Here is a 26,208-nt window from a genome sequence, read left to right as displayed (position 1 = left end):
CCATTAATCCTTCTAAAAAAATGACAACTTATCAAGTCCCCCCGGACTATCGTTATTTTAAAAAGAATATCGTATTGTAGCTTTTGCAGAAAACGGAGTTCCTGGTGTAAAGTGAATTTCCTCTACTGGGTTTGGCTCATTTTGCAACCTTGATTCTGTAGCAAACTGTGTTTCATTCCAAGCTACGTCAAAAATATTTTCTAACGATACGCCTAGTGTTATGTTATTTATTTTATAACTAATATTTGCATCAGTAACAAAATAACCTTTTGCTACTATTGAATTATCTTCATTTGCAGGTCTATCACCTATATATCTGTAATTTACCCCTCCTGAAAAGTTCTTATAATTATTTACAGATAATCCTCCTGTTACAGTCACTTTAGGAGCTAACGGAATATTGTTTTCTCCAGACGGACCGTCAACACTTTCCGCTTTTGTAAAAGTAGCGTCACTATCAAAGTATAACCAATCTGTTAATTGATATCTAAGACCTAAATCGATACCATAACGTTGTGCTTCTCCTGAAGGTTCTACAATACCTGCATCTCCAACATATACTAATTCATCTTCTGAAAGTAAATACCATAATGCTGTATTTATAGCTATTTTTGAAGTAGGCTTCCAAACAGTTCCTAAATCAACACCATAAGCTCTTGGTAATGTTTTCCTATTAGGTTGTGTAGCCACTACCCTAGTATCGTTTGAATGAAAACCTATTCCTGATTTTAAAAACCATTGAATTTTAGCATTTGGAGTATAGGTTACATTTATTTTAGGATTTACTACTACTTGTGATTTAGAAAATGTTTTGTACTCATCTAATAAGTAATCATTGTAGTTAAATTTTAAATAATCTAAACGTAATGCTGGAGCTACCATAAACTTTCCAAACTCAAATTCACTATTTGCAAAAGCGTAATAATTCGTTTGATTTACCTTTCCTAATTGAATTCGATCTAAAACTTCTTTTCTTTGAAGTGTATGCGATAACTCTAAGTTATCTACAATATCGGCACGTAAACCTGTTCCAATAGTTAACTCTACAGGTGTATTTGATAATTGTGTTTTCTTTTTAAACTGTGTGTTAAACCCGAAAACATCTCTGTTTTCAGTTTGCTTTATTTGATCTCCGTTTACAGGGTCTTCTAAGTAGAAAGTAAAGTTTGAAAATAAATTGAAATTATAATTTGAATAGAAAACGTTTGAAGTTACACTAACATCATTCTTTAAAACTTTTGAGTGTTCTAAATTTATATTTGTTCGTGAAGTTGTTCCTCCTTCAGTATCATCAATTGAACCGAAACGAGTAATATTTCCATTGTCTACTTCTCTTTGTGGTATTTGCCCTGAAGCATCCCATTTACTCGTAAAATGCGAAGCTGATACTGATAAACTACTATTATCTTTTAAAAAGGTTCTATACTTCGTAAAAATATTAATTCGACTAAAATTTTGTGGAGATTCTACAAAACCATCTGTTTCTAAATACTCGATAGCAACATAAGCATTATCTGTACTGTTTTTATCTAACAAATTAAACATACCTAATGTTCTAAAAGTATTGAATTGACCAATACCTACTTCTACTCTACTGTTTTCTAAATATGTTTTTGTTTTAAAATCTACATACCCAGCTGTATTAAAGTCTCCCTTACTAGCATAATAAGGACCTTTTCCGAAGTTAATTTTTTCAATGGTTTCAGGAATTATAAAGTGTAAATCACTATATCCTTGCCCATGAGCATGAGAAACCATATTTACAGGTGTTCCGTCAACCGACAACGCTATATCAGTACCATGATCAATATCAAAACCTCTTAAAAATATTTGTTCAGATTTTCCTCCTCCAGCATGTTGACCTATAAAAAGCCCCGGTACTCGTTGTAAAATTTGTTGAGATGAGTTTACTGGTTTTTTATCTAAATCAACTCTAACAATTGTTTGTAATGGATCTCTTTTATTAGACAATACCATTTCATCTAACAAAAAACTTTTCATTTCTAAAATAATTGTTTTTGGAGAGTTTAGATCGTCACTACCTAATTCTAAGTTGATTTTTTTATATCCTAAAATTCCGAATTCAATAATATCTCCTACTTTTGAATTATCTAAGATAAATTCTCCATTAACTTTCGTATGTGTGTGGCTATTACTGGTAGTATTATATACATATACATTCTCTAAAGGCTTTTTATTGGTATTAAATACCTTTCCTTTAAATTCTTGTGAAAATACATGGTAACTACCTAGCAGTAATGCTAAAAATAAAATCTTTGCTTTCAAAATACTGGGGTTTAATTATATACTTAAAATTTTTTCTGTCATCAACGGACCTAATTCAAAAGAGCTTTCTAACAACTCATCTTTTAAAGCCATAGCTTTATCATTAATTCCATTTGCTTTGTAAATTTCAGCTATATGATACTGTATTTCGGGCTCGAAAGTTTTATCTACTACATGTGTGTTAATTACTTCTAAAGCTTTTTTAAACTCTTTATTTTTGTAATAATACCAAGCTAGTAAATCGTAAGACTGTGGTGTAGGCCTACTCTCAATTTCTTTTTCGATGTATGATAATGCACTAGATGTGTCATTAAGTTCTTCTAAATATAATTTAGCTAGATGCTGATTATACATTACACCATATGAGCTATTTTTTACAGCCGATAAATATACCTCTATATTACTTTCTTTCATTGTTAAATTATTCTTAAACTCGGCTATTTCTGCCTTTAACAAATAGTAATCTGGAGAAGAGTGTTCGTTACTTATAATATCTAAAATTCGTAATGCTTCATCTGCATTTTTATCATGAGAATATACAATCCAAGCAATACCTTTTTTTGCATACGCATTACTATTATCTAGTTCTAATGCTTTCAAGTATAAATTATAAGAATCCTTTATTTGACCATTATGTCCATAAAAGTCAGCTAAATTGGTATAACTCCATGCTTTTAAATCTTTATTACTAGCTTCTTCTGCTTTTTTCATGGCCTTTTCCATAAATCGAATTGCTGAAGACAAATCTCCTTTATAATCATGCCATTTAGATACTCTTATTAAATAATCAAAGTCAGCATAGTTTTCAATTTCAGCTAAGTACTCTGAAGCTTTATGAGGTTCTCCTAACTCTAAATAAACATCAAACAGCATTTTTTGAGTAGCATTTAGGTTTTCTCCATTTACCTCAGCTTTTTTTAGTAATTCTAATGATTCTTTAAATCGATGTTGAGAGATATAGTTTCTTGCTAATGATCGTAAATGTGAAGCTTTGTTATAATTTGTTTTTTGATTGATTTTTAACAGCTTTTTTTCCGCTTCTATCAAATAAGAAATATTTCCTTTTTCTGAGAAAAGTAATGTATTAGCCTTTGCTATTTTAGTTAAATATGGATATTGCGTTGGCTGATTGTTTAGTTTTTTCTGCCAAAAGTCTAGTTCTTTTTGTGCTAACGATTCTGAAGTAGTTATTGTATTTTTTATATACTTATTATACTCTTCTTGATTAGCTACTTTTGTTGTTTTTGAAGTTGTACAACTCAATATACTACTACTTAAAATAGCACATATAATTATTTTAACAGTTTTCATTTTAGAAGGATTTTTAGTTAATAGTTTATTTAAAAATTGGTTGCTAAAAAGCAACCAATTTTAACCCCAGGAGGTTTAGTCATCCCGTTCTACCAAGGACTTGCCAAATATGGAAAAGAACTTGAAAATTCTTTATCATTTGCATCTACGTTATCATTTGACAATGTTGGGTTCTCAGAAAAATCTTCTCCTCCAAAAATCAATAATAGTTCAACGGTAATAACATCATCTGCTAATGCTCTACCTGTTAATACATTAGTTCCATCGTAAAAAGTTGTTGTACCATCTAATGAAACGGTTAATACATCGGTAGCTAAAACACTTGCAAAAGTTGCAGCGTCTAAACCTAATGCATTCGTATCACCATCATTTGCATATGCAGGGCTTAACGCTTTTAAATTCATTTCAAACATTGCTGCAAAATTTGCTCCTTGCTCAGACGGTATTGTTACATTAAACGCATCTTTCATATCACTATTTACAAAAACAGTATTCACTGCTGGTCTACCCATTTGGTCTTTTTGCATGTAACTTCCCGAGAAGTCAATAGAAGCCATTGGTGGTATGTTATTATCATCATCACTACAACTTGCTAAGGCAAAAATTGATAGGATTGAAATTGCTAAGATTTTTATATTGTTAAGTTTCATGTCTTTGAATTTTAAAGTTGATTGTTTTTTACTGCTTCGTTTTAGTTTCTACCCAAGTATTAATAGTACCTGAGCCTCCAATCATAGATTTTGGTACCTCTACTACTACTGATAATACATTAGTACCTGCAAAAGTATCTGCTCCTGGATCATTAAAACCACCTGCATTTCCTGCAATAATTTCACCGTATTGAGCAAAATCCATAAAGAAAGGATCATCTCTAGGTCCTGCAAAAAATTGCATTCCTCCTTTACTACCAACTATGGCACTAGATCCATAAGGAGTTATAGAAACCCCATACTCTGATCCATCTTGTGGTAACGTACTAGTTAAACCTGTAGTTGATGGATTGTATGGACCAAAAAAGTACATTTTTCCATCTCTTGGAATTGCTTGAATTACTAAATCTTCAACTTTGTCATCATTGTTATCGATATTAAATTCAATCAATACATTTTCATCAAAACTTGCTGATGCTGTTGCTGAAGGACTTAATAATCCTTGAATATTTGCTACAAAAACAAGATTGCTTGTATTTTCTCCTTGGAAAGCATAAAAGTCTGTAATATCACTTGAGCCTCCTGTTACGTCTGGAGCATCAATGTGATCGGCTGCTAATAAGACTAAACCTATTAATGCTAAAGCACCGGCTCCAATAATTAATTTCATTTTTTTCATGGTTGTAAATTTTAAAGTTAATTACTCATTCAACCATACTTACGAGAAAATAGCAATGACGGTTTTTATTTTTTAACTTTTTTTTATAAAAACATGAAACCCTCCTATTTTAAAGGGATTACAGATGATTTTTTTTATACTCTTCTTTTATCTATTCATTTCTTTAAAAATGAATGTTTATTTTTGAGTACTATGGCTACAATATTAATTACAGGCGGAACAGGATTGATTGGAAAAGAGTTAACCAAAAAATTAACTAGTAAAGGGCATGTGGTAAACATTCTTACCCGAACACCTAAAAAGAACAATGAGTTTCGCTGGAATGTAAAAGAAAGTTTTATTGATAAGGATGCTTTTAACAATGTTAGCCATATTATTCACTTAGCTGGAGCAGGTATAGCAGATAAACGATGGACTAATGAAAGAAAGAAAGAATTGATAGATAGCCGTGTAAAAACAGCTAATTTACTGTTCAATAAAGTACAAGAATACCAAGTACCTCTTGAAAAATTTATTTCTGCTTCTGGTATAGGATATTATGGAGCTGTTACTTCTGACAAAATATTTACAGAAAAAGATAGACCTGAAAATGATTTTATCTCTAAAATTTGTGTGAAATGGGAGAATGCTGCTCTTCAATTTGAACAAATAGATATTCCTGTAACCATTTTACGAACTGGTGTCGTTCTTTCAAAAAATGGAGGGGCTTTACAAAAAATGAATACTCCTTTATTTTTATCTGCCTTAGGAAAAGGTAAACAATATATGCCTTGGATTCATATTGATGATTTATGTGAACTCTATTCAAAAGCAATAGAAGACAAAGACTTTAATGGTATTTTTAACGCTGTTGCTCCTGAACATCAAACCAACGAAAGTTTTACAAAATTACTTGGAAAAAGCATTAATAAACCAGTGCTTCCAATGAACGCTCCTTCGTTTATTTTAAAAACTGCTTTAGGAGAAATGGCTTATATCTTATTAAAAGGAAGTAGAGTTTCTTCAAAAAAAACAAATAGTAATTATACTTTTATTTTTCCAACCTTAAAAACTGCTTTAACTAATATTTATAATGAATAATAAGCTTGAAAATCCTGTTTGGCATTCGTTGTGTGAAACACATGAAAAATTTGCTGTTAATTATGATGGTGTGAAATTTTATAATCCTACAGTTTGTCCTTTCGGTGCTTTTACTGATGCTTCAAAAACTACAGATGCGCTGAATGAATATTCAAAACTTACAGATCAATTCTTTTTGGTTTCTGAAAATAAAACTCCTACTTACGACAAAGACAAAATTCTTCTGTACAAAAAGATTGATGGCTGTCAAATGGTTTTAGAAAACATAACAGATGTTGACATTACCGAAGAGATTATACCATTAACTGAAAAACATGTTGATGAAATTTATAACCTAGTATGGTTAGTAATGCCTGGTTATTACAGAAAAAGAACATTTGATATGGGAAAGTATTTTGGAATTTTTAAGAATAATAAACTTGTTGCTGTAACTGGACAACGCATGCAAACTGACAATTTTATTGAACTTAGTGCTGTAGTCACTCACCCTGAGCATACCAGAAAAGGATTAGCTAAACAACTTTCTCAACATGTTACTAAAGAAATTTTAAAAGATGAGAAACATCCTATTTTGCATACCAACAAAGGAAACCCTGCAATACAGCTTTATGAAAAACTGGGGTATAAACTAACAAGAGATATGAATTGGTGGTTTTTTCATAAAAAATAAGAGCTCAGAAATTCCTGAGCTCTTTTCTTTTTATTTGGTTAGTTCTGGTACTGATGTATAAATATAATCACCATGTTTACCTGTAAAATACTTACTCATTTTCTTTCCAAACTCTTTTCTTTTTGCTTCGTCAGACCAATGTTCTCTATAAAGCTCATTACTTCTTTTTCCCATTTTATCTAAATCTCCCATTGACTCTATTACATAAGCCCTGGTATACTCTGTTCTGTCAGACCCCCATGCGTGTCCGTGTTGATAAAATCCTTTTATAAATTCATTTTTTTGAATAACATTATCTAAATATTGTTTTGATAATTCATCAAATTCTTTCATTGAGCCATCTTCTGGAAATGCAAAATGCCCTTTTACCACTAACCAAATCATTTCTTTGTTTGAAGGTTGTAACATCTTTGCTCCTCCAATTGGTGCATAAATTTCATCTGAATGATGATGTGTGTAATAAGCATCCTTTTTCTTAAAATATGCAGCTCTTTCATCTTTGTCTGGCCAAGCCTCTTTTGCTAACTCACCACTTCTTTTATAAGCTTTATCTATATTATCCCAAGAAGAATACGTGGTTACAAAAATTATCTCTGTATTATCTGGTGTAAAGCGATGTAAAAACACAAACGACCTTAAGATAAACTCATTCTTTTTTACAACTTTATCTAAAAACTCTTTTTCTACAGCAATCCATTCTCCTTTATCAAAATTTTCATAGTTTAAGTTCCAGTGCCCCGTTGTGACAGTTATATACTCAGGACGTTGATTCTCTTCTTGCGAAAAGATGGTTGATGGAATAACCATAAGTAATAGAAATCCCATTAATAGCTTAAGTTTAACTGTTTTCATAATAGTTAAGTTTTAGTTATGATTGAAAAATGTAATTATGGGTTTGCTTAAGAAATAAATTATAAACTAGCCCCTTTGTGAGAAGTATAATGAGAGTTTTACAAAATTAACAAATTATAACACATTATGAATAAGTGTTTTAACTGTATTTATCATAAAAAAAGCTCAGAATAAATTCTGAGCTTTCAAGTAAGTATATGATTAATATGTTTTTAACCTTTAGTAAACTTAGCTGTCATATTAGTTGTTGCATCTTGCCCTTGAATCTTCATTGTCATATTTATGTTTGACTCTAAAGGCATACCAGAACCTCTATCTATATCCATCGCTCCTGTAATATCTCCATCAGCTGCTCCCGTAACTTTTCCTGAAATATCTATTAAAACATTTTTAGAAGATATTGATTTTACTTTATAGGTAAAGCTGAAGTTCATTGCTCCGTCATTCTTAGTTTTTGTCCAAGTATCTCCTACAGCAACTGCCTCTTTAGGGTAAATTACACTACTAGATTGTTTTGTAATATCTTTTGCCCCTTGAATATTACTAGGCTCAACCTTTGTTTCTAAGATATTTCCTAGGTTATCACCTTTAGTCATAATTGTAGCTGATAACATAGGCTGCATTTTAGACTTCATCATTTTTCCTGTCTCATCTAATTCTTCATCCTTTTTAGATGAGTCATATGATATATTCACTGCTCCTTGCTTCATATCCATTACCATTTTGGTAATTTTAGAACTACTTTCATATGTATCGCCTGAAACACCTGTTATATTATATTTCATTTGAATATGCATATTATTTGTCATTATTCCAGTACCTATAACTTGAGCCATTTTCATATCCATAGTGTACTTTTGTCCTTTCTCATAGTTTAAACGAAGTAACACTTTTTCTTGTGCAGTACTCACCATTGTTACACCTAACAAAAGTGCTATTAAAATTTTTTTCATCCTTTTTTGATTTCTATTAGTAGTTAAAGTAGCTAATATAGTTAAAAATAAAAAAGGCTTAGGTGAATACCTAAGCCTTTTAAAATGTTATATCGCTTTTTAAAAATCTTGATTTACATCCCAAGATTCTAAAATTTCTTTTAATGTTTTAATAAACATACCTCCTAAAGCTCCATTTACCACTCTATGATCATAAGAATGTGATACAATCATTTTATGACGTATTCCTATAAAATCTCCTTCTGGAGTTTCAATAACAGCTGGTTTTTTAACAATCGCTCCTAAAGCTAAAATTGCAACTTGAGGTTGGTTAATTATTGGTGTACCTGTAATACTTCCAAAACTACCAACATTCGTTACTGTATAAGTTCCTCCTTGAATTTCGTCTGGTTTTAATTTATTAGCACGAGCTCTACCTGCTAAATCGTTTACTTGCTTAGTCATACCAACTAAATTTAACATATCAGCATTTTTGATTACTGGTACAATTAAATTTCCGTCAGGCAAAGCTGCTGCCATTCCTAAGTTTACATTTCCTCTTTTAATGATTTTATCACCATCAACAGAAATGTTTATCATTGGGTGCTTCTTAATTGTAGAAGCTACAGCTTGCATAAATATTGGTGTAAATGTTAACTTCTCTCCTTCTCTTTGTTGGAAAGCATTTTTAACCTTATTTCTCCAATTAACAATATTTGTTACATCAATTTCAATAAATGACTGTACGTGAGCTGATGTTTGAATAGAATCGACCATGTGTTTAGAGATTAATTTCCCCATACGACTCATTTCTATAATTTCATCTTTACCACTTAATGAAACTGGAGTTGGTGCTGGTGCTGATTGAGGTGCCGATTTTTTCTCTGTTGAAGCTGGCGCTGCAACTGTTGGTTGATTTCCTCTATTATCTAAATATGATAAAATATCATTTTTAGTAACTCTTCCTTCTTTACCAGTTCCTTTTATAGTTTCTAACTCTTCAACTGATATTCCTTCTGTTTGTGCAATACTTTTTACTAATGGTGAGTAAAAACGATCACTTGATGAAGTATCAATCGTAGTAGCTACTGTCTCTTTAGCTACTTCAACTGTTTTTTCTACTGCTGCAACAGTTTCTGGTTTAACCTCTTCTTTCTTAGGTGCATCTACTGTAGCTCCCTCTTCTCCTTCTGTTTCTATAATTGCAATAGTTTCACCTACTTGCACAACAGCATCTTTTTCAAATAAGATTTCAACTAAGGTTCCTTCTACTTCACTAGGTACTTCACTATCTACTTTATCTGTAGCTACTTCAACAACGGTATCATCTATATCAATAGTTTCTCCAACTTCTTTTACCCAAGAAGTTATTGTTGCTTCTGCAACGCTTTCGCCCATTTTAGGCAACTTCAATTCGTATCTAGCCATAGTGTATAATTTTAAACGCTTGCGAAGTTACTAAAAAGCAACGATTTTTTCATGATTTTATCCGTTAAATATTTTTGTTTTCCTCTTTACTGATTAAATTATCCTCAATTCAACTATAAAAAACAACAAATAGATTATTGTTATCTTTATAAAAAACAAATATCATTACGAATAATTTAATATCTAATTAAACTTTTGTTTGTTCGCTCAAAATTCTATTTTTGAACTCCTTAACCTAATTAAAAATTGTTGAACGAAGCTATTACCAAACTTAACTTCTTATTTGACTGGAGACCTTATCAAGCAAAAGTGCTTCAAAATTTTTCAGCTCATATACAGGACGATCATTTTCATATAGTTGCGCCCCCTGGTTCTGGAAAAACAATTTTAGGAATAGAAATTGTTAAAAGAATAGGTAAAAAAACATTGATTCTAGCTCCCACTTTAACCATTAGAAACCAGTGGGAAGATCGTTTACAAAACTTTTTTACTACCGATTGTAATTTTTCCCAGATTTCATTTGATATTAAACAACCTTCTGATATTACTTTTTCTACATATCAGGCTTTACACAGTTTCTATAAGTCTTTTGATACTAAGGAAGCATATTATAATTTCTTTAAAAAACATCAAATAGAAGTTTTACTATTAGATGAAGCTCATCACTTAAAAAACGCTTGGTGGAAATGTTTGTATGATTTGAAAGAGCAACACATGCAAACCGTAGTGGCTTTAACCGCCACTCCACCTTACGATAGTGATAATGCTGAAATTCAAAAGTATTTTAAGCTGTGTGGAGAGATTGATGATGAAATTGTAGTTCCTGATTTAGTGAAAGAGCAAAATCTTTGTCCGCATCAAGATTTAGTTTTTCTTTCCAAACCTGAAGACAAAGAAATTAATTTTATTACTGATTTTAGACTGAAAATTTCTCAATTTGTTACTGACATTTTAAAAGATAAAGAGTTTACTTCTTTTCTAAAACAGCATAGGTTTTATGCTAAAACAGAGGAAAACTTAGAAGAACTCTACAAGTATTCTGATTTCTTTTCTTCTATATTAATCTTCTTACACGAAGCAGAAGAAAGGATTCCTTTTGAAAAACTGCGTGTATTAGGTTTTGATAAAGATGAAGAGATTGATTTTCCTTCAATTACAAATGAATGGATTCAAATTTTGTTTCAACACTTATTGGTAACTGATCGTGAAAATCTTATTGAAAATGAAGTTTATTTAGATTTTTTAGAAAAAAAACTTCGAAAATTGGCAGTTTTTAGTAAAAACAAAGTCAATTTAGTAGGAAATGAACTTTTGTATAAATCACTCAGTAATAGTCCTAGTAAATTAAAAAGTATTACAACTATTGTTCAACAAGAACAACAAAATTTACAAGACGATTTACGTTGTGTTATTTTATCAGATTATATTAGAAAAGAATACATAAACTGTTCTTTACCTGAAATAAAAGAAATTAAAAAACTAGGAGTTATTCCTATTTTTCATCATATTAGAACAACTACTAAAAACAAAAATAGTTTAGCTGTTCTTACAGGTAGTTTAGTAATTATTCATAGTAGTAATATTGCTAAACTTGGTTTGGTTGATGCTATTGATAACTACAATTACACTCCTTTAAAATCGGATACCGAGTTTGTAATTCTTACAACTAAAAATTCATCTAAACATAGTATTGTTGAAGCCATTACTCAGCTTTTTGAATTCGGACATGTCAAAATTTTAGTGGGTACAAAATCGTTATTAGGTGAAGGTTGGGACGCCCCATCCATCAATAGCTTAATTTTGGCTTCTGTTGTAGGCTCATTTGTTACTTCAAATCAAATGCGTGGTCGTGCAATTCGAGTAGATAGTAAAAACCCAGATAAAGTTGGTTTAATTTGGCATTTGGCTTGTATTGATACTTCGGATGAGTTTGGAGGACGAGACTTTGAAATTCTTACTCGTCGTTTTAATGCTTTCTTAGGTATTTCCAATGGTAAAAAAGCTGTTATAACTAGCGGAATTGAACGTCTGCAGCTTCCTGCTAATTTTATTGATGAAGATATTCAACAACAAAATGAAAAGACTTTAGAGCTTTCTAAAAACAGAAATTTAATTTCTCAACGATGGACAAATGCCATTAGCAATGGAAAAGGAATTATTAAAGAACTTACCTTTTTTAATGAAAAGAATAAACAATATCCTAAACAGAAAAAGTTGTATTATCAAGATATTGTAAAATACACGATTGGTGAAATTATTATTGGTTTATCCTTTTTTCTTCCTGAATTTATCATCAAAAACTTTAATATTTTATTACAAAAGGGAATTATTTACTTCCTATTTGCTTTGTCTTCTGCCTTAGGACTAACTTTTGGTTATAAAATTTATAAGTCTGTTCAATTGTATGTATACTTCGGATTGATTCATAAAAAAACAGATAAAATCGCATTGGCTATTTTGGAATCTCTTTATGAGCTAAACCTTTTAACAACACCATTAAACGATATACAAGTTCAAACTCAATTATTAGCTAAAGGAAATGTTTCTTGTACTATTCACGGAGCAAACAGGTATGAAAGTACACTATTCATAAAGGCTTTGGATGAGTTGTTACAACCTATCGATAACCCCAAATATTTACTGATAAAAACGAGTTGGTTCCGCAGAAAATTAAAATTAAATAATTTCTTTCCTGTTCCTGAAATTTTTGGTGTTCGCAAAAAAGAATGTCAAGTTTTTCAATCTCACTGGAACAAACATCTTGGTAAATCTAAGTTAGTATACACACGAACTTTGGATGGAAGAAAACTGTTACTAAAGGCACGTCTTTTCCATATTCATAATGTGAATAGTGAACTTACTAAGAAAAATGTTGTTTGGAAATAGGTTTTAAATTATACCCAGTTTTTAGGTTTAGCCAATACCTTTAATAATTTTGCTTCTTCAGAACCTTTTGCTGGATGGTGATTGTATTTCCACTGTACCGTTGGTGGTAAACTCATTAAAATACTTTCTATACGTCCGTTCGTTTTTAAACCAAATAAGGTTCCTCTATCGTGTACTAAATTAAATTCTACATAACGACCACGACGTACTTCTTGCCAATCTTTGTGCTCTTGAGTGTACGCTATATCTCTTCTTCTCTCAACAATTGGTACATATGAGTTTAAAAAGCTATTTCCTACTTCGGTAACAAAATCATATCGATCTTGCATAGAGAACTCTTCTGTTTCTTTTAAATAGTCAAAGAACAAACCTCCTAAACCACGTGCTTCATTTCTGTGTGCATTCCAGAAATAGTTATCACAGGTTTCTTTAAATTTTGGATAAAAGTCTGGGTTGTGCTTATCACAAGCTTCTTTACAAACAGTGTGAAAATGTTTTGCATCTTCTTCAAATAAGTAATACGGAGTTAAATCTTGTCCACCACCAAACCATTGTGTAACAATGTTTCCATCACTATCATACATTTCAAAATAACGCCAGTTAGCGTGTACTGTAGGTACAAATGGATTCTTTGGATGGATTACTAAACTTAATCCACAAGCGAAAAAGTCGCCACTTTCCACTCCAAATTGCTTTCTTAATGCTTCAGGTAACTCGCCAAAAACTTTAGATATATTTACACCTCCTTTTTCAAAAATATTTCCATTTTCAATCACACGAGTTCTACCTCCTCCACCTTCAGCACGCTTCCATAAATCTTCTTGAAACTTAGCTTTACCATCTATAGCTTCTAATTTAGATGTTATGATATCTTGTAATTCTTGAATGTAGGCGTAAAATTGTTCTTTCATGTGTTTCTTTCTGTTGAAGTGCAAAAGTACTTATTCTGGTAATTTTTTAAGCTGTATTTTTTTAATAGTTTCTGTAGTAGCTGCGGTTACTGATAATGGTAATACCAGAATTACTCCAATAACTGGAATTAATAAAAATAACATAAATACAACTCCATTTCCTATAGCTAACCCCTTGTTTTCTTTTACAAAGTTGATACTTTCTCTGTATTTAAAATGACGTTCAAGCGTATAGTCCATATTACCAAAACCTGCATAATATGCTTGCATTAAAAATAGTAACACAGTTGAAACAATACCAATCACAGGAATCAACCCTAATAATAAGATAGGAATTGTCAATAAGAGTTCTCTAGTTAAATTCCTAAGGTTTATTCGTATACCTCTAATTAATTGTTCTTGAAAAGAAGTTATTCTATGCGTATGATCTTCTCCTCTAAGATAATCTTCAATTTTTTCTGAAACGGGACTCATAAAAGGTGCAGATAAAGCCATTACAATATGTTTGTATAATACCAAACCTATTACCACAATAAGTAATCCACTTAAAAAAGTACTAATTACTTCAAAGGTTTCTTTACCAAATTCCCATTTCCAAAAATTTGCTACATAATGACCTATGTTATCTGAAAATGTATATGCCATAAAGCCAACAAATGTTGCTGTTAATAGGCTTATAAACATTGGAATGATAAAATACTTCCATAGTTTTAGTTTTGAAATCATTCCAAAAGCTCCAAAATAAGCTTGAATTCCTTTTACTATATTTTGTATCATATTTTTTTATGTGAAAATAAAAAACCTCTTTCAATAAAGAAAGAGGTCTGTAAAATATTGTTGAATCTATTTACTTTAAAATTGGTGCTAAAAAGTCTTCAAAATTCTTTGTATTAATTTCGTTTACTTTATCCCAACCTACTTCTTTTGTTGGTGTTGCTGCTCCTCTTTTAACGTTTACAAATTGTTTGTCTTTGTTAATTAAATAAGCTGTAGGGTAATCTAGCTTGTGAACAAATCCACTAATATCTAAATAACCTTTTTTAACTTTATCTATTTCTCTTGCAGGTACTAGTTTGATTCTTTTATCTAGTTTTTCAGCCATTCTTTTAACTTTAGCTTCTTTGTCCCAAAAAATCATAACAAACTCTAATTGGTCATTATATTTTTCAACCATTTTGTTTAAAGCTGGTACATCTCCCCAACATGGAGCTGACCAAGTTGCATTGGCTATAAGCACAATTGGCTTGTTAATTTTGTCAGTACTTACCGTTTTACTATCCATCGTAGTAAAATTATAATTTAACAAATAAGAGCCTTTAATGCACTTATCAATCAAACCTTCAGCACTTTCTTCTACACAATTGTTTACTGCAAAATTGTAATACGTTTTATTTTGTGCGAAAATAACGGTTGTTAAAAAACACATCAAAACAAAATATAAATTCTTCATTTTTAATTATTTAAAGGGGGTTATCTGTCGGCTTTATACTCTTTAACCGCGTCAATAAATGCCTTTGCATTATCTAGCGGGATGTTCGGTAAAATTCCGTGCCCCAAGTTAACAATATATTTGTCTTTACCAAACTCATTTATCATTTGGTGTACCATCTTTTTTATTTCAGCTGGTGGAGACAACAATCTTGAAGGATCAAAGTTACCTTGTAAGGTAATATTTCCTCCTGTTAAATAACGAGCATTTCTTGCTGAACATGTCCAATCTACTCCTAAAGCTGAGGCGTTTGATTGTGCCATTTCATGTAAGGCAAACCAACACCCTTTACCAAAAGCAATAACTGGAGCATCATCTTTCAATGCTTCTATTATTTGATTGATGTACTGCCATGAAAATTCTTGATAATCTGTTGGAGATAACATTCCTCCCCAAGAATCAAAAACTTGTACAGCGTTTACACCTGCTTTTACCTTTTCTTTTAAATATGCAATTGTGGTATCTGTAATCTTCTGAAGCAATTCGTGTGCCAAAATTGGTTGAGTGAAACAAAATTCTTTTGCTTTGTCGAAATTTTTAGACCCTTGTCCTTGTACAACATAACATAAAATTGTCCATGGAGACCCCGCAAAACCTATTAATGGTATTTCATCGTTTAGCTTTTCTTTGGTTGCTTTAATAGCATCCATCACATATCCTAATTCTTCATGAATATCAGGTATAATTACGTTGTCTAACCCTTTTTTATCTCTTACAGGATTTGGCAAATAAGGTCCAAAGTTAGGTTTCATTTCCACTTCAATATTCATTGCTTGTGGAATTACTAAAATATCTGAGAATAATATCGCAGCATCCATTCCGTATCTACGAATTGGTTGTACTGTAATTTCTGAAGCTAATTCTGGAGTTCTACAACGTGTAAAGAAATCGTACTTTTCTCGAATTTCCATAAACTCTGGCAAATACCTTCCTGCTTGACGCATCATCCATACTGGTGGACGGTCAACTGTTTCTCCTTTTAAAGCTCTTAAAAATAAATCGTTTTTTATCATGTCTATCTGTATGTCATTCTTCCTCGTAATGACAATTATTTATTCTACATTTTTGATACTGCTTCCATCGACTTATCAATGGCGTTCGCTATCTCTTGAATATCTTTTTCTGTTAAAGCTGATGATAAGAACCAAGCTTCAAACTGACTTGGAGGTAAAAACACACCATTTCTAGTCATCTCCCAAAAGAAAGTAGCATATTTCTTTGTATCTGAAGTTTGTGCTTCTTCAAAGTTGGTTACTTTTTTATTGGTAAAGAATGGATTTATCATCGAACCAAATCGGTTAACTGTAATTTCAACTCCATGCTTTTTTGCTGATTCTAATAAGAATACTTCAATGATCTGAGCAATCTCGTTAAACTTTTCGTACGGATTTTGTTTCTTTAATTCTGTTAAAGTTGAAATTCCCGCTGCCATCGCAATTGGATTTCCTGATAAAGTTCCTGCTTGGTACATTCCTCCTAATGGAGCTACTGTTTCCATGATTTCATTACGTGCTCCATACGCTCCTACTGGAAAACCTCCTCCAATTACTTTTCCTAAACAAGTAATGTCAGCTTCAACACCTAATACTTCTTGTGCTCCTCCGAACTTAGAACGGAAACCTGTCATTACCTCATCAATAATCAACAAGGCTCCTTTTGAGTTTACATACTCTTTTAATTCTTTTAAGAAATCATTTTGTGGAGTTACTACTCCCATATTTCCTGCAATAGGTTCTAAAATAACTCCTGCAATATCATCATGAGCTTCAAAATGTGCTTTTACACTTTCTAAATCATTGTAGTTTGCAATCAACGTATTTTTCACAGCTCCTTCTGGCACTCCTTTACTTCCTGGTAAACTCAACGTAGCTAAACCTGAACCTGCTGCCACTAATAAGGCATCTTGGTGTCCGTGGTAGCAACCAGCAAACTTTATAATTTTGTCTTTTCCAGTAAACGCTCTCGCTAAACGAATTCCGCTTAATACCGCCTCAGTACCAGAATTTACAAAACGAACTTTGTCCATTCCTGGGAAAGCATCACAAACAATTTTTGCTAATTTAATTTCACCTTTTGTTGATGCTCCAAAAGAATATCCTTTTTTCAAAGCTTTTCTAATGGCTTTTTCTACTTTTTTATGACGGTGTCCTAAAATCATTGGACCATAAGACAATACTAAATCGATGTATGAATTATTATCTACATCAGTAATCTTGCTTCCTTTCGCTTTTTTTATGAATAAAGGGTTTCCTCCTACAGAAGCAAACGCACGTACTGGTGAATTTACTGCTCCTACTAAGTTTTCTAATCCTTTGTTATATAATTCTTGTGATTTCTTAAAGCTCATTCTTCGCTAATTATTAGTTGTTAATTATGAGTTTTTAGTTGATAAACCCATTTTTAAATTATCTCGTTAAAACTCTAGCAGCTTCTTTGGCAAAATAAGTTATGATAATATCTGCTCCCGCTCTTTTCATAGAAAGTAAGCTCTCCATCATTACTTTTTCACCATCAATCCATCCTTTTTCAGCGGCTGCTTTTACCATTGAATATTCTCCACTTACATTATAGCAAGCGATTGGTCTATCAAAATTATTTTTTAAATCTCTAATGATGTCCAAATATGATAGGGCTGGTTTTACCATTAAAATATCTGCTCCTTCTTCATCATCAAAAGTTGCTTCACGTAATCCTTCATCTCTATTAGAAGGATCCATTTGATAAGTTCTTCTATCTCCAAATGATGGTGCTGAATCTACCGCTTCTCTAAAAGGACCGTAAAATCCTGATGCGTATTTTACAGAATATCCCATGATTGGTAAGTTCGCAAAACCAGTATTATCTAATGATTCACGCAACATAGCGATTGCTCCGTCCATCATTCCTGATGGTGCTACCATATCTGCCCCTGCTTTTGCATGCGAAACTGTTTGTTTTGCTAAGTTTACTAAGGTAGCATCATTGTCTACATCGTTATCGTGTATAACTCCACAGTGACCATGTGAGGTGTATTCACAGAAACATACATCTGTAATTACATACAAACTTGGATAGTTCTTTTTAATGAATCGGATTGCTTGTTGCATAATTCCGTTGTCATTCCAAGTTTCGGTGCCTTCATCATCTTTTTTAGATGGGATTCCAAATAATAAAACTGCTGGAATTTTTAAGGCTACAACTTCATCTAATTCTTTAGAAATGGTATCTAACGAATAACGATTGATTCCTGGCATAGAAGGAATTTCTGTTTCAATACCTGTTCCTTCTTCAATAAATAATGGGTATATAAAATCATCTACCGATAGTTTGTTTTCTCGAACTAAACGACGGATATTTTCTGTTTTTCTTAGTCTGCGTGTTCTAAACATAGTTTATTCTTTTACAAAGTGAAGGTTTACCAACTCTAGTACACTTTCTACGGTTGGCATCTTTGCTATTTGTACTTCTTTAAAATGTTTTTTTGCTTCATTAGCAGTACTATCTCCAATACAAAAAGCTATTTTATCAGCAGTGTTTTTTTCCATGTAGCTTTCAACTGTTGATGGACTGTAAAATAATACTCCGTTTACTTTTTCATCAACTTTTGCTGGACTGTACATTGTTTTATAAGCTTCGACTTCGTTTACAACAATATCGTTCGCCTTAAGAATAAGTGGTAACGTATCTAATCGTAAATTACTACAGAAGTAAGTTACCTCTTGTCCTTTTAATTCTTTTGATAAATACTCAGATAGTTTTTTAGCATTTCTTTCTGAGTGTGTTACTTTACCAATGCGTTGTTCAATTAACTTTTTAGTTCTTCTTCCAACACAATAAATATTTTTAAATTGCAATTCATCTGAAGTAAAAGAGTTTAAAAGTGCTTCTACCCCATTTTTACTTGTAATAATTACATTTTCTATTTCTTCTTTTACTACTTTAGGAGCAATTCTGTTAAAACGAATTTTGATAAAATCACTATCCTGAACACTCATGTGTGTTGGTAATAATTTCTTTTGCGCTTCAGATAGTTTTTTTGTCGAATAGATTGAAAACTCTTTTTCAATTCCTTCGTCTTCCATCATAATTAACTTCCCTCCTTTATCAATCACATAATTAGCGCAATCTTTTGCTACATATTTATGCTTTCCTACTTTTACTTTTTTACTAACTTCAATTTTCTTTTTACCATCTCTACTTAGTAAAACTCCTTTAAAGTTAATTTCTTCTTCTTTTTCATTTATAAAAGCTAATGCCCCAATAGGTGCTGTACACCCACCTTCTAAACGATTTAAGAACTCACGTTCTATGCCTGTACAAATCTCAGTGTCTTTGTCATTTAATTCTGTACAAATCTCTTTAATTTCTTCATTCTCATCTAAAGCAGTAATCATAATAGCTCCTTGAGCTGGTGCTGGTATCATCCATGTTAAATTAACTGCTCCTTTAGGTCGTAAACCAACTCTTTCTAGTCCTGCCGCTGCAAAAATGGCTCCGTTCCAATCGTTATCTTCTAACTTTTGTAAACGTGTATTTACGTTTCCACGTAAGCCTTCTACGGTATGTGTTGGGTAACGATTTAACCACTGAGCTTTTCTACGTAAACTCCCTGTAGCAATTACTCCATTAGGTTGTGCCATGAACTCTTCATTGTCTTTTAACAACAAAATATCGTTATAATTTGCACGTTTTAAAACAGCTGCTTGTATAATACCTTCTGGCAATACTGTAGGAACATCTTTCATAGAATGTACTGCAATATCAATATCGTCATTCAACATGGCGATATCTAAATTTTTAGTAAAAATTCCTGTGATTCCTAATTCGTAAAGGGGTTTATCTAAAACTAAATCACCCGTTGCTTTAACGGGGATTAATTGAGTTTGATGACCTAATTCTTCTAAAAGTTTTTGAACTTTTTTTGCTTGCCACATAGCCAATTGGCTATCGCGTGTACCTATTCTAATTATCTTCTGCATGGATGGATTCTAAATTTGCTCCGAACACTTTAGCCATTACTTCAATACTTGTGTTTACTGAAGTTTCTTCGTCTTTTAAGTGTTTAACAAACTGTGTGGTTATTTTTTGAATAAATCTTGATGTTAATATTTCTGCTTGTTCTTCATCAAAATTTTTAATTTTCTTCTTATGGAAGGCTATTTCTCCTTGTTGAATGTTTTGTAACGATTCTTTTAAAGCGGTAATTGCTGGGGTAAATCTTCTGTGATTTAACCATTCTTGAAATTCTTGGTTATGAGTTTCAATAATCGCTTCGGCTACTGGTACTTCTTGTTGACGTATAGCTAATGTTTCATCAGTAATTTTTGAAAGATCATCTACATTCACCATCGTTACATTATCTAAATCAGCAACTTCTTTTGATACATTCGCTGGCATTGATAAATCTAAAATCAACAATTCTTTATCTGCAGGAACATGTTCTTTTGTTATTGTTGGAAAACTAGCTCCAGTAGAAACGATTAGTACATCACTTTTATGAACTTCTTCTGCTAAATTTGCATATGATGCTTTTATTATTGAGCTATGCTCTTTTACAAACGCTGAAGTTTTTTCTTCAGTTCTATTAATTAAACTTACTGATTTATTTTGAGTATACTCTGCTAAGTTTTTACAGGTATGTTTTCCCATTTTACCTAAACCGAATACTAAAATGTTTTTTGAATTATAATCTGGTAAATTATTAATTAAATACTGAACAGCTGCATACGATACAGAAGTTGTACCTGAACTTAATTTAGTTTCATTTTTAACTCGCTTACTTGCTTGCATTACATGATTCAATAAACGCTCAAAATATGCATTTGTAGTTCCTACTTCTTTAGCTTGCTTAAATGCCTGACGTAACTGCCCAACTATTTCGTAGTCTCCTAAAATTTGGCTATCCAACCCTGTTCCCATTCTAAACAAATGGTTAATGGCTTCTTTATTTTTATATACGTTTGATACGTTGGCAAATTCTTCTACAGAACCATTTGAGTATTTACACAACATACTTATTAACTGAAAAGGGTGTTCTGCAAAACCACAAATCTCTGTTCTATTACAAGTAGACAATACAAAAATTCCGTCTACCCCTTTTTGTTTTGCTTCCTCTAAAAGTTGAATTTGATTTTCTTTAGAAATACTAAATTTCCCCCTAATCGCAGCATCAGCTTTTTTATAACTAACGCCTATGTTGTATAAATTACTATGATGTTTGTTTTCTACTGTCATTGAGTCTTCTTCAAAAAAGTCGGTCAAAAATATAAATATTGAACAAAAAAAAGTATCGCTAAAAGAACTTTTAATGTCGCTATTCGTTTTTTCACTCAAAAACACCTTAAAAACTTACACAAAAGTGTATTTTTGCAGTAAAATAGACTAGGAGAAACATTTTATTTTAGAATCATTCTAAATAATAAGATTTATAAAAACCACTGAATCCATGTCAAAAAACATCGCAGAAAGTACATTTAGAGAAGTTCCTATAGAACAAGGTTTTTTTGTACTAAAATTTCAGAATAACTCTGAAGAAATAGAGTTTTTCAAAAGAGATATAGACAACTCTTATATACAACTACACTACTGTGTTAAAGGTAATTGTAAATTTCATTTTAACAATAACAGCTACACTTTTAATGTTTTAGACAAGCATTCAATTTTCTTATATAATCCACAACAAGATCTACCAATTAACTTAGAAATATTACCAAAAACCTCTTTGGTATCCGTGCTAATTTCTATTGAAAAATTCCATACATTTTTTTCAAAAGAAGCTAGCTATATCCCTTTTTTAAGTGAAAACAATAAAAACAAGAAATATTACGACAATGCAGAAATAAATGCTAATGTTCTATTGGTGCTTCAACAAATTTTAACTGCAAAAAACCAAAGCTCAATGCGAGACCTTTATATAAAAGGTAAAACATATGAATTATTGAGTTTACATTTTGACAGTGGCGAAAACACCAATGAAGAATACTGTCCTTTCTTAGTTGATGATCGTGAGGTTTTAAAAATTAGAAAAGCAAAAGATATTATTATTGCTAGAATGAGTGAACCACCAAGTTTACAAGATTTAGCAAATGAAGTAGGCTTGAACTTAAAAAAGCTAAAAGAAGGTTTTAAGCAAATTTATGGTGATACGGTGTACAGCTTTTTATTTGATTATAAAATGGAACATGCTCGTAAACTATTAGAAAGCAATCAGTACAATGTAAATGAAGTTGGGTTACAAGTTGGTTATAGTACTTCTAGCCACTTTATTTCAGCCTTTAAAAAGAAATTTGGCACTACACCTAAACAATATGTAATGAGTTTGCAGTAGACAGTAGACAGTAGACAGTAGACAGTAGACAGTAGACAGTAGACAGTAGACAGTAGACAAAATTAAAAGCTTACAAAATGAAACAACTAACTCATTATGATATAGAAAATAATCAGCAAGATTTTCCAGTAACTATTGTATGTGATGCTATCCGTACTCCTGAAAATATAGGAATGTGCTTTCGTATCTCTGAAAGTTTTGGAGTGTCTAAAATCTATTTACATGAAAGTTCTCCTTCTATAGATAATAGAATTGTCAAGAAAACTGCTCGAAATACTATTCAACAAATACCATATGATACCTATGGGAATTTTAAACAACTTATCCATGAATTAAAAGAAGAAGGAAACACCATTATTGGTATTGAAATTACCGATGAAAGCATAAACATTAGCGATTACGATTTTACTTCACATTCTAAAATTGTATTACTTTTGGGTAGCGAAAGAAATGGTATAGAAAACGTTAACTTAGTAGATGCAACTGTAGCTATACCAATGTATGGACGTAACTCTAGCATGAATGTAATTCATAGCTTAGCTATTGCTCTATACGAAACAACAAACCAATTAAATAAAAAGATTCTGAAATAAATTCAGCCAAAATATGAAAGGAGTTTTATTAGTAAACCTTGGATCACCAGAAAGTACAAACCCAAAAGACGTAAAAAAATACTTAGGGGAATTTTTAATGGATGAACGTGTTATTGACGTTCCTTATTGGTTAAGAACGTTTATTGTTAAAGGTATTATTTTAAATACTCGTCCTAAAAAATCGGCAGAAGCCTATCAAAAAATTTGGTGGAAAGAAGGTTCTCCTTTAATTGTACTATCAGAACGTTTACAAAACAAAGTACAAGCAAAAACAAAACTCCCTGTTGCTTTAGCAATGCGTTATGGGAATCCATCAATTAAAAGTGGATTACAAGAGTTACATGATAAGGGGGTTACTGAAGTTTTATTAGTTCCGTTATATCCTCAGTTTGCCATGGCAACTACTGAAACTATTTTGGTATTAGCTGAAGAGTTAAGAAAAGAATTCTTTCCTAACATGAAAATTACCGATGTACCTGCTTTTTATAACAAACCAGAATACATCAAAGCATTATCTAATAGCATAAAAGATTATTTATCTGATAAAGATTACGACCATATTTTATTCTCTTATCATGGAGTACCTGAGCGACACATCAGAAAATCTGACATTACAAAATCGCACTGTAACCCTGAGGCAGGAAATTTAAGTTGTTGTAATACTTCTTCTGAAGCTCATAAATTTTGCTACCGTCACCAATGTTATCAAACTACCAAAAATGTAATTTCTGAATTAGGCCTAGACGAAAGTAAAGTTTCTACCTCATTCCAATCTCGTTTAGGTGTTGACCCTTGGTTACAGCCTTACACCGATAGAACAATTGTTAACAAAGCTGAAAAAGAAGGGATTAAAAAACTAGCGATAGTAACTCCCGCTTTTGTTTCTGATTGTTTAGAAACTTTAGAAGAAATAGCAATGGAGGGTAAACATGAATTTTTGGAAGCTGGTGGTGAAGAGTTTTACACTGTTCCTTGTATTAATGATAATGATGAATGGGTAGATGTTTTAGCAGGATGGATTAACGATTTCAATAAGAATTAATTATGGATTTTTTATACGTAAAAGCATTACATATCATATTTGTAGTAACTTGGTTTGCCGGATTATTTTACATAGGTCGTCTGTTTATTTACCATATAGAGGCAGAAAAAAAAGACGAGCCAGCCAAGTCTATATTACAAACCCAATACAAGTTAATGTCTAAACGTTTATGGTACATTATTACTTGGCCTTCTTTATTTTTAGCAAGTTTTTTTGCTTTTTGGATGCTATATAAAAATCCTTATTATTTAAAAATGCCGTGGATGCATGTGAAATTAGCTTTTGTATTAGCGCTGTATTTTTACCACGGTTTTTGTCATAAAATCTACCAAAAACTACAACGTGACGAGATTAAATACACACCTAATAAACTTCGCATGTTTAATGAAATTCCAACTGTAATTTTATTTGCTGTTGTATTTTTAGTGGTTTTAAAAAGTGCTATTAACTGGATTTGGGGAGTTGTAGGAATTATCTTATTTGGAGTATTATTGATGATTGGTATTCGTTATTATAAAAAAGTAAGAGCTAAAAAATCTTGGGATAAATACGAACAAGAGTTGATTGATAAGGATAATAAAGATTAAAAAAATTACCTTTAAAAAGCTTAGTTACACCTCCTTCTTTTAATCACTCTTCATCAGATTCTGAATTAGACTTGTATGAAAGCATTTTGCCTGTAATAAACAAACTCACAACACCTATAAGCCCCCAAGTAGCTATGCTTCTAGCTTGATCCGCAAACCCTTTGTAAAAAGCAAAAAAACATACTAAAACTATCAAAATCGCTATTCCTAAAGCAGAAAACAAACCTACTTTTTTTATTTGAAACTCTTGCTGGGTAATTTTTTTATCCTCTTCTAATAAAGCTTTTTTAACATAATGCCTATGTTCTTGTTCCTTTTCTGCCATCAACATAAAACGTTCAGCTCCATTAGGAATAATTTGCTCATATTTCATCAAATCTTCAGGACTAGGCACTGGGCCTGAAAAGTATTTCTTAGCAATAGATAATTTTTGATCGTTTTGGCTTAAATGACCTAATTGTTCACTTGAATTATGCATTTTTCTACAATTTCTCTTTAGCTGATATCAAATCTGATTTTATATTTTCAAAATCGTTTGACATTTTTTTTCTATCAGAATCAAAACCATCATTTTCAAGTAACTTCTTTCTTCTCTTCTTTCTATCATCATCAGAAAAAATTTTATAGATAGCTACAATCGCAAGAGCTCCTCCCAATAAATTCAATAACAGTTTTTTGTCAGATTTACTCATAAAATGATAATATCCAATAATTGGCTAATTTAGTTTTTTGCTAAGTTAACTACAAATAATAATCTTTTGAATATTTTTTCTGCAGTTTTAAATACAATCGCTTAAAATACATTTTCTATGCACAACCTAAACATAAAAATACATCTATAAACTTTAATGCTTTAAACTATTTTCAAAAGGTATTCTGTTTACTATACTTCGTCCAAGCGTCACCTCATCTGCATACTCTAACTCATCCCCTACCGAGATTCCTCTAGCAATAGTTGATGTTTTTACTCCGTATTGTTCTATTTGCTTATAAATATAAAAATTGGTGGTATCACCTTCCATCGTAGAACTCAAAGCAAAAATCAACTCTTTAATTTCGCCTTCTTTTACTTTTTCTACTAATGATTCAATTTGTAGATTCTGAGGACCAATTCCTTCTATAGGAGAAATCTTCCCTCCTAACACATGGTACAAACCTCTGTATTGCGCTGTATTTTCAATCGCCATTACATCACGAATATCTTCTACCACACATACAATCTCTGCATTTCGCTTCGGATTACTACAAATATCACATAACACTGTATCAGAAATATTATGACATTTTTTACACGATTTTACATCGTTACGTAAATGCGTTAAAGCCTCTGTTAAATACTTCGTATTCTCTTTCGGTTGTTTTAATAAATGTAACACCAAACGAAGTGCTGTACGCTTACCAATTCCTGGTAACCGACTCACTTCATTTACTGCATTTTCTAATAATTTTGACGAAAAATCCATGTTGCGAATTTACAATTTTTCGATAAGGATTAAGTATCTTCGT

The 26,208-nt window shown here is 31.6% G+C and carries 25 protein-coding genes; 7 read left to right on the top strand and 18 right to left on the bottom strand.

The window, feature by feature from the left end; translation table 11 throughout:
- Window positions 1–57: 57 nt before the first annotated feature.
- The 4 genes from ACTPNM_RS07645 to ACTPNM_RS07630 all read right to left on the bottom strand — a co-directional run bounded on the left by ACTPNM_RS07645 (window position 58) and on the right by ACTPNM_RS07630 (window position 4,926).
- Window positions 58–2,286, bottom strand: a complete 2,229-nt coding sequence (locus tag ACTPNM_RS07645) for a TonB-dependent receptor (RefSeq protein WP_440121227.1) — start codon at window positions 2,284–2,286, stop codon at window positions 58–60.
- Between the two features lie 15 nt (window positions 2,287–2,301).
- Complete coding sequence (locus ACTPNM_RS07640) at window positions 2,302–3,597, bottom strand: tetratricopeptide repeat protein (protein WP_440121226.1); 1,296 nt, start codon at window positions 3,595–3,597, stop codon at window positions 2,302–2,304.
- Between the two features lie 89 nt (window positions 3,598–3,686).
- On the bottom strand, window positions 3,687–4,247 hold the full coding sequence (locus ACTPNM_RS07635) for a DUF4331 family protein (RefSeq protein ID WP_440121225.1): 561 nt from the start codon (window positions 4,245–4,247) through the stop codon (window positions 3,687–3,689).
- A gap of 28 nt (window positions 4,248–4,275) precedes the next feature.
- Entirely contained in the window at window positions 4,276–4,926 is a 651-nt protein-coding gene (locus tag ACTPNM_RS07630; protein WP_440121224.1) for a DUF4331 family protein, read from the bottom strand.
- 192 nt (window positions 4,927–5,118) lie between these two features.
- On the opposite strand from ACTPNM_RS07630, the gene ACTPNM_RS07625 reads away from it, so the two are divergent.
- Both ACTPNM_RS07625 and ACTPNM_RS07620 read left to right on the top strand, forming a co-directional pair.
- The gene (locus tag ACTPNM_RS07625) at window positions 5,119–6,006 is read left to right on the top strand and encodes a TIGR01777 family oxidoreductase (protein ID WP_440121223.1); all 888 of its coding nucleotides are present in this window, start codon (window positions 5,119–5,121) and stop codon (window positions 6,004–6,006) included.
- The gene (locus ACTPNM_RS07620) at window positions 5,999–6,676 is read left to right on the top strand and encodes a GNAT family N-acetyltransferase (protein WP_274640086.1); all 678 of its coding nucleotides are present in this window, start codon (window positions 5,999–6,001) and stop codon (window positions 6,674–6,676) included. The genes ACTPNM_RS07625 and ACTPNM_RS07620 overlap by 8 nt, the downstream gene beginning before the upstream one ends.
- Before the next feature lie 30 nt (window positions 6,677–6,706).
- On the opposite strand, the gene ACTPNM_RS07615 is transcribed toward ACTPNM_RS07620, so the two are convergent.
- The 3 genes from ACTPNM_RS07615 to ACTPNM_RS07605 all read right to left on the bottom strand — a co-directional run bounded on the left by ACTPNM_RS07615 (window position 6,707) and on the right by ACTPNM_RS07605 (window position 9,888).
- Window positions 6,707–7,528: a hypothetical protein gene (locus ACTPNM_RS07615; protein WP_274640087.1), complete on the bottom strand. Its 822-nt coding sequence runs from the start codon at window positions 7,526–7,528 to the stop codon at window positions 6,707–6,709.
- A 212-nt stretch (window positions 7,529–7,740) separates the two neighbouring features.
- On the bottom strand, window positions 7,741–8,481 hold the full coding sequence (locus tag ACTPNM_RS07610) for a DUF6263 family protein (RefSeq protein WP_440121222.1): 741 nt from the start codon (window positions 8,479–8,481) through the stop codon (window positions 7,741–7,743).
- 99 nt (window positions 8,482–8,580) lie between these two features.
- Entirely contained in the window at window positions 8,581–9,888 is a 1,308-nt protein-coding gene (locus ACTPNM_RS07605; protein ID WP_440121221.1) for a dihydrolipoamide acetyltransferase family protein, read from the bottom strand.
- Window positions 9,889–10,137: 249 nt separating this feature from the next.
- Here ACTPNM_RS07605 and ACTPNM_RS07600 point away from each other — a divergent pair, with 249 nt between their 5' ends.
- Window positions 10,138–12,774, top strand: coding sequence for a DEAD/DEAH box helicase family protein (locus ACTPNM_RS07600; protein WP_440121220.1), 2,637 nt, complete (start codon window positions 10,138–10,140; stop codon window positions 12,772–12,774).
- 8 nt (window positions 12,775–12,782) lie between these two features.
- Here the strand turns inward: ACTPNM_RS07600 and hemF are convergent, their stop codons facing one another.
- The 8 genes from hemF to hemA all read right to left on the bottom strand — a co-directional run bounded on the left by hemF (window position 12,783) and on the right by hemA (window position 21,387).
- The gene (gene hemF / locus ACTPNM_RS07595; protein ID WP_440121219.1) at window positions 12,783–13,685 is read right to left on the bottom strand and encodes an oxygen-dependent coproporphyrinogen oxidase; all 903 of its coding nucleotides are present in this window, start codon (window positions 13,683–13,685) and stop codon (window positions 12,783–12,785) included.
- 30 nt (window positions 13,686–13,715) lie between these two features.
- Complete coding sequence (locus tag ACTPNM_RS07590; RefSeq protein ID WP_425659130.1) at window positions 13,716–14,462, bottom strand: EI24 domain-containing protein; 747 nt, start codon at window positions 14,460–14,462, stop codon at window positions 13,716–13,718.
- A gap of 70 nt (window positions 14,463–14,532) precedes the next feature.
- On the bottom strand, window positions 14,533–15,135 hold the full coding sequence (locus ACTPNM_RS07585) for a TlpA family protein disulfide reductase (RefSeq protein ID WP_121147523.1): 603 nt from the start codon (window positions 15,133–15,135) through the stop codon (window positions 14,533–14,535).
- A 20-nt stretch (window positions 15,136–15,155) separates the two neighbouring features.
- On the bottom strand, window positions 15,156–16,187 hold the full coding sequence (gene hemE, locus ACTPNM_RS07580) for a uroporphyrinogen decarboxylase (protein WP_121147524.1): 1,032 nt from the start codon (window positions 16,185–16,187) through the stop codon (window positions 15,156–15,158).
- A 44-nt stretch (window positions 16,188–16,231) separates the two neighbouring features.
- Window positions 16,232–17,521 carry a glutamate-1-semialdehyde 2,1-aminomutase gene (hemL, locus tag ACTPNM_RS07575; RefSeq protein ID WP_121147525.1) on the bottom strand — a complete coding sequence of 430 codons (1,290 nt, stop codon included), beginning with the start codon at window positions 17,519–17,521 and terminating at the stop codon, window positions 16,232–16,234.
- A 58-nt stretch (window positions 17,522–17,579) separates the two neighbouring features.
- Entirely contained in the window at window positions 17,580–18,542 is a 963-nt protein-coding gene (gene hemB / locus ACTPNM_RS07570) for a porphobilinogen synthase (protein ID WP_440121218.1), read from the bottom strand.
- A 3-nt stretch (window positions 18,543–18,545) separates the two neighbouring features.
- Window positions 18,546–20,132 carry a hydroxymethylbilane synthase gene (gene hemC / locus ACTPNM_RS07565; RefSeq protein WP_440121217.1) on the bottom strand — a complete coding sequence of 529 codons (1,587 nt, stop codon included), beginning with the start codon at window positions 20,130–20,132 and terminating at the stop codon, window positions 18,546–18,548.
- The gene (gene hemA / locus ACTPNM_RS07560; RefSeq protein ID WP_274640239.1) at window positions 20,116–21,387 is read right to left on the bottom strand and encodes a glutamyl-tRNA reductase; all 1,272 of its coding nucleotides are present in this window, start codon (window positions 21,385–21,387) and stop codon (window positions 20,116–20,118) included. The genes hemC and hemA overlap by 17 nt, the downstream gene beginning before the upstream one ends.
- A 211-nt stretch (window positions 21,388–21,598) precedes the next feature.
- On the opposite strand from hemA, the gene ACTPNM_RS07555 reads away from it, so the two are divergent.
- From ACTPNM_RS07555 to ACTPNM_RS07540, 4 genes are all read left to right on the top strand, one after another.
- The gene (locus tag ACTPNM_RS07555; RefSeq protein WP_274640098.1) at window positions 21,599–22,480 is read left to right on the top strand and encodes a helix-turn-helix transcriptional regulator; all 882 of its coding nucleotides are present in this window, start codon (window positions 21,599–21,601) and stop codon (window positions 22,478–22,480) included.
- Window positions 22,481–22,557: 77 nt separating this feature from the next.
- Window positions 22,558–23,073 carry a TrmH family RNA methyltransferase gene (locus tag ACTPNM_RS07550; RefSeq protein WP_440121216.1) on the top strand — a complete coding sequence of 172 codons (516 nt, stop codon included), beginning with the start codon at window positions 22,558–22,560 and terminating at the stop codon, window positions 23,071–23,073.
- A gap of 13 nt (window positions 23,074–23,086) precedes the next feature.
- Entirely contained in the window at window positions 23,087–24,115 is a 1,029-nt protein-coding gene (gene hemH, locus ACTPNM_RS07545) for a ferrochelatase (protein ID WP_440121215.1), read from the top strand.
- Between the two features lie 2 nt (window positions 24,116–24,117).
- Entirely contained in the window at window positions 24,118–24,702 is a 585-nt protein-coding gene (locus tag ACTPNM_RS07540) for a CopD family protein (protein WP_440121214.1), read from the top strand.
- 43 nt (window positions 24,703–24,745) lie between these two features.
- Here ACTPNM_RS07540 and ACTPNM_RS07535 read toward each other — a convergent pair whose 3' ends face one another.
- From ACTPNM_RS07535 to recR, 3 genes are all read right to left on the bottom strand, one after another.
- Window positions 24,746–25,180, bottom strand: coding sequence for a DUF2335 domain-containing protein (locus tag ACTPNM_RS07535; RefSeq protein WP_440121213.1), 435 nt, complete (start codon window positions 25,178–25,180; stop codon window positions 24,746–24,748).
- A 4-nt stretch (window positions 25,181–25,184) separates the two neighbouring features.
- The gene (locus tag ACTPNM_RS07530) at window positions 25,185–25,394 is read right to left on the bottom strand and encodes a hypothetical protein (protein WP_440121212.1); all 210 of its coding nucleotides are present in this window, start codon (window positions 25,392–25,394) and stop codon (window positions 25,185–25,187) included.
- A gap of 153 nt (window positions 25,395–25,547) precedes the next feature.
- Window positions 25,548–26,165, bottom strand: coding sequence for a recombination mediator RecR (gene recR, locus ACTPNM_RS07525; protein WP_440121211.1), 618 nt, complete (start codon window positions 26,163–26,165; stop codon window positions 25,548–25,550).
- Window positions 26,166–26,208 lie beyond the last annotated feature (43 nt).

This window comes from Tenacibaculum sp. Ill (genome assembly GCF_051938915.1).
Lineage (GTDB): Bacteria > Bacteroidota > Bacteroidia > Flavobacteriales > Flavobacteriaceae > Polaribacter > Polaribacter larymnensis.
The sequence above is the reverse complement of the archived record's forward strand: the minus strand, read 5'-3'. Positions and strand labels throughout refer to the sequence as shown.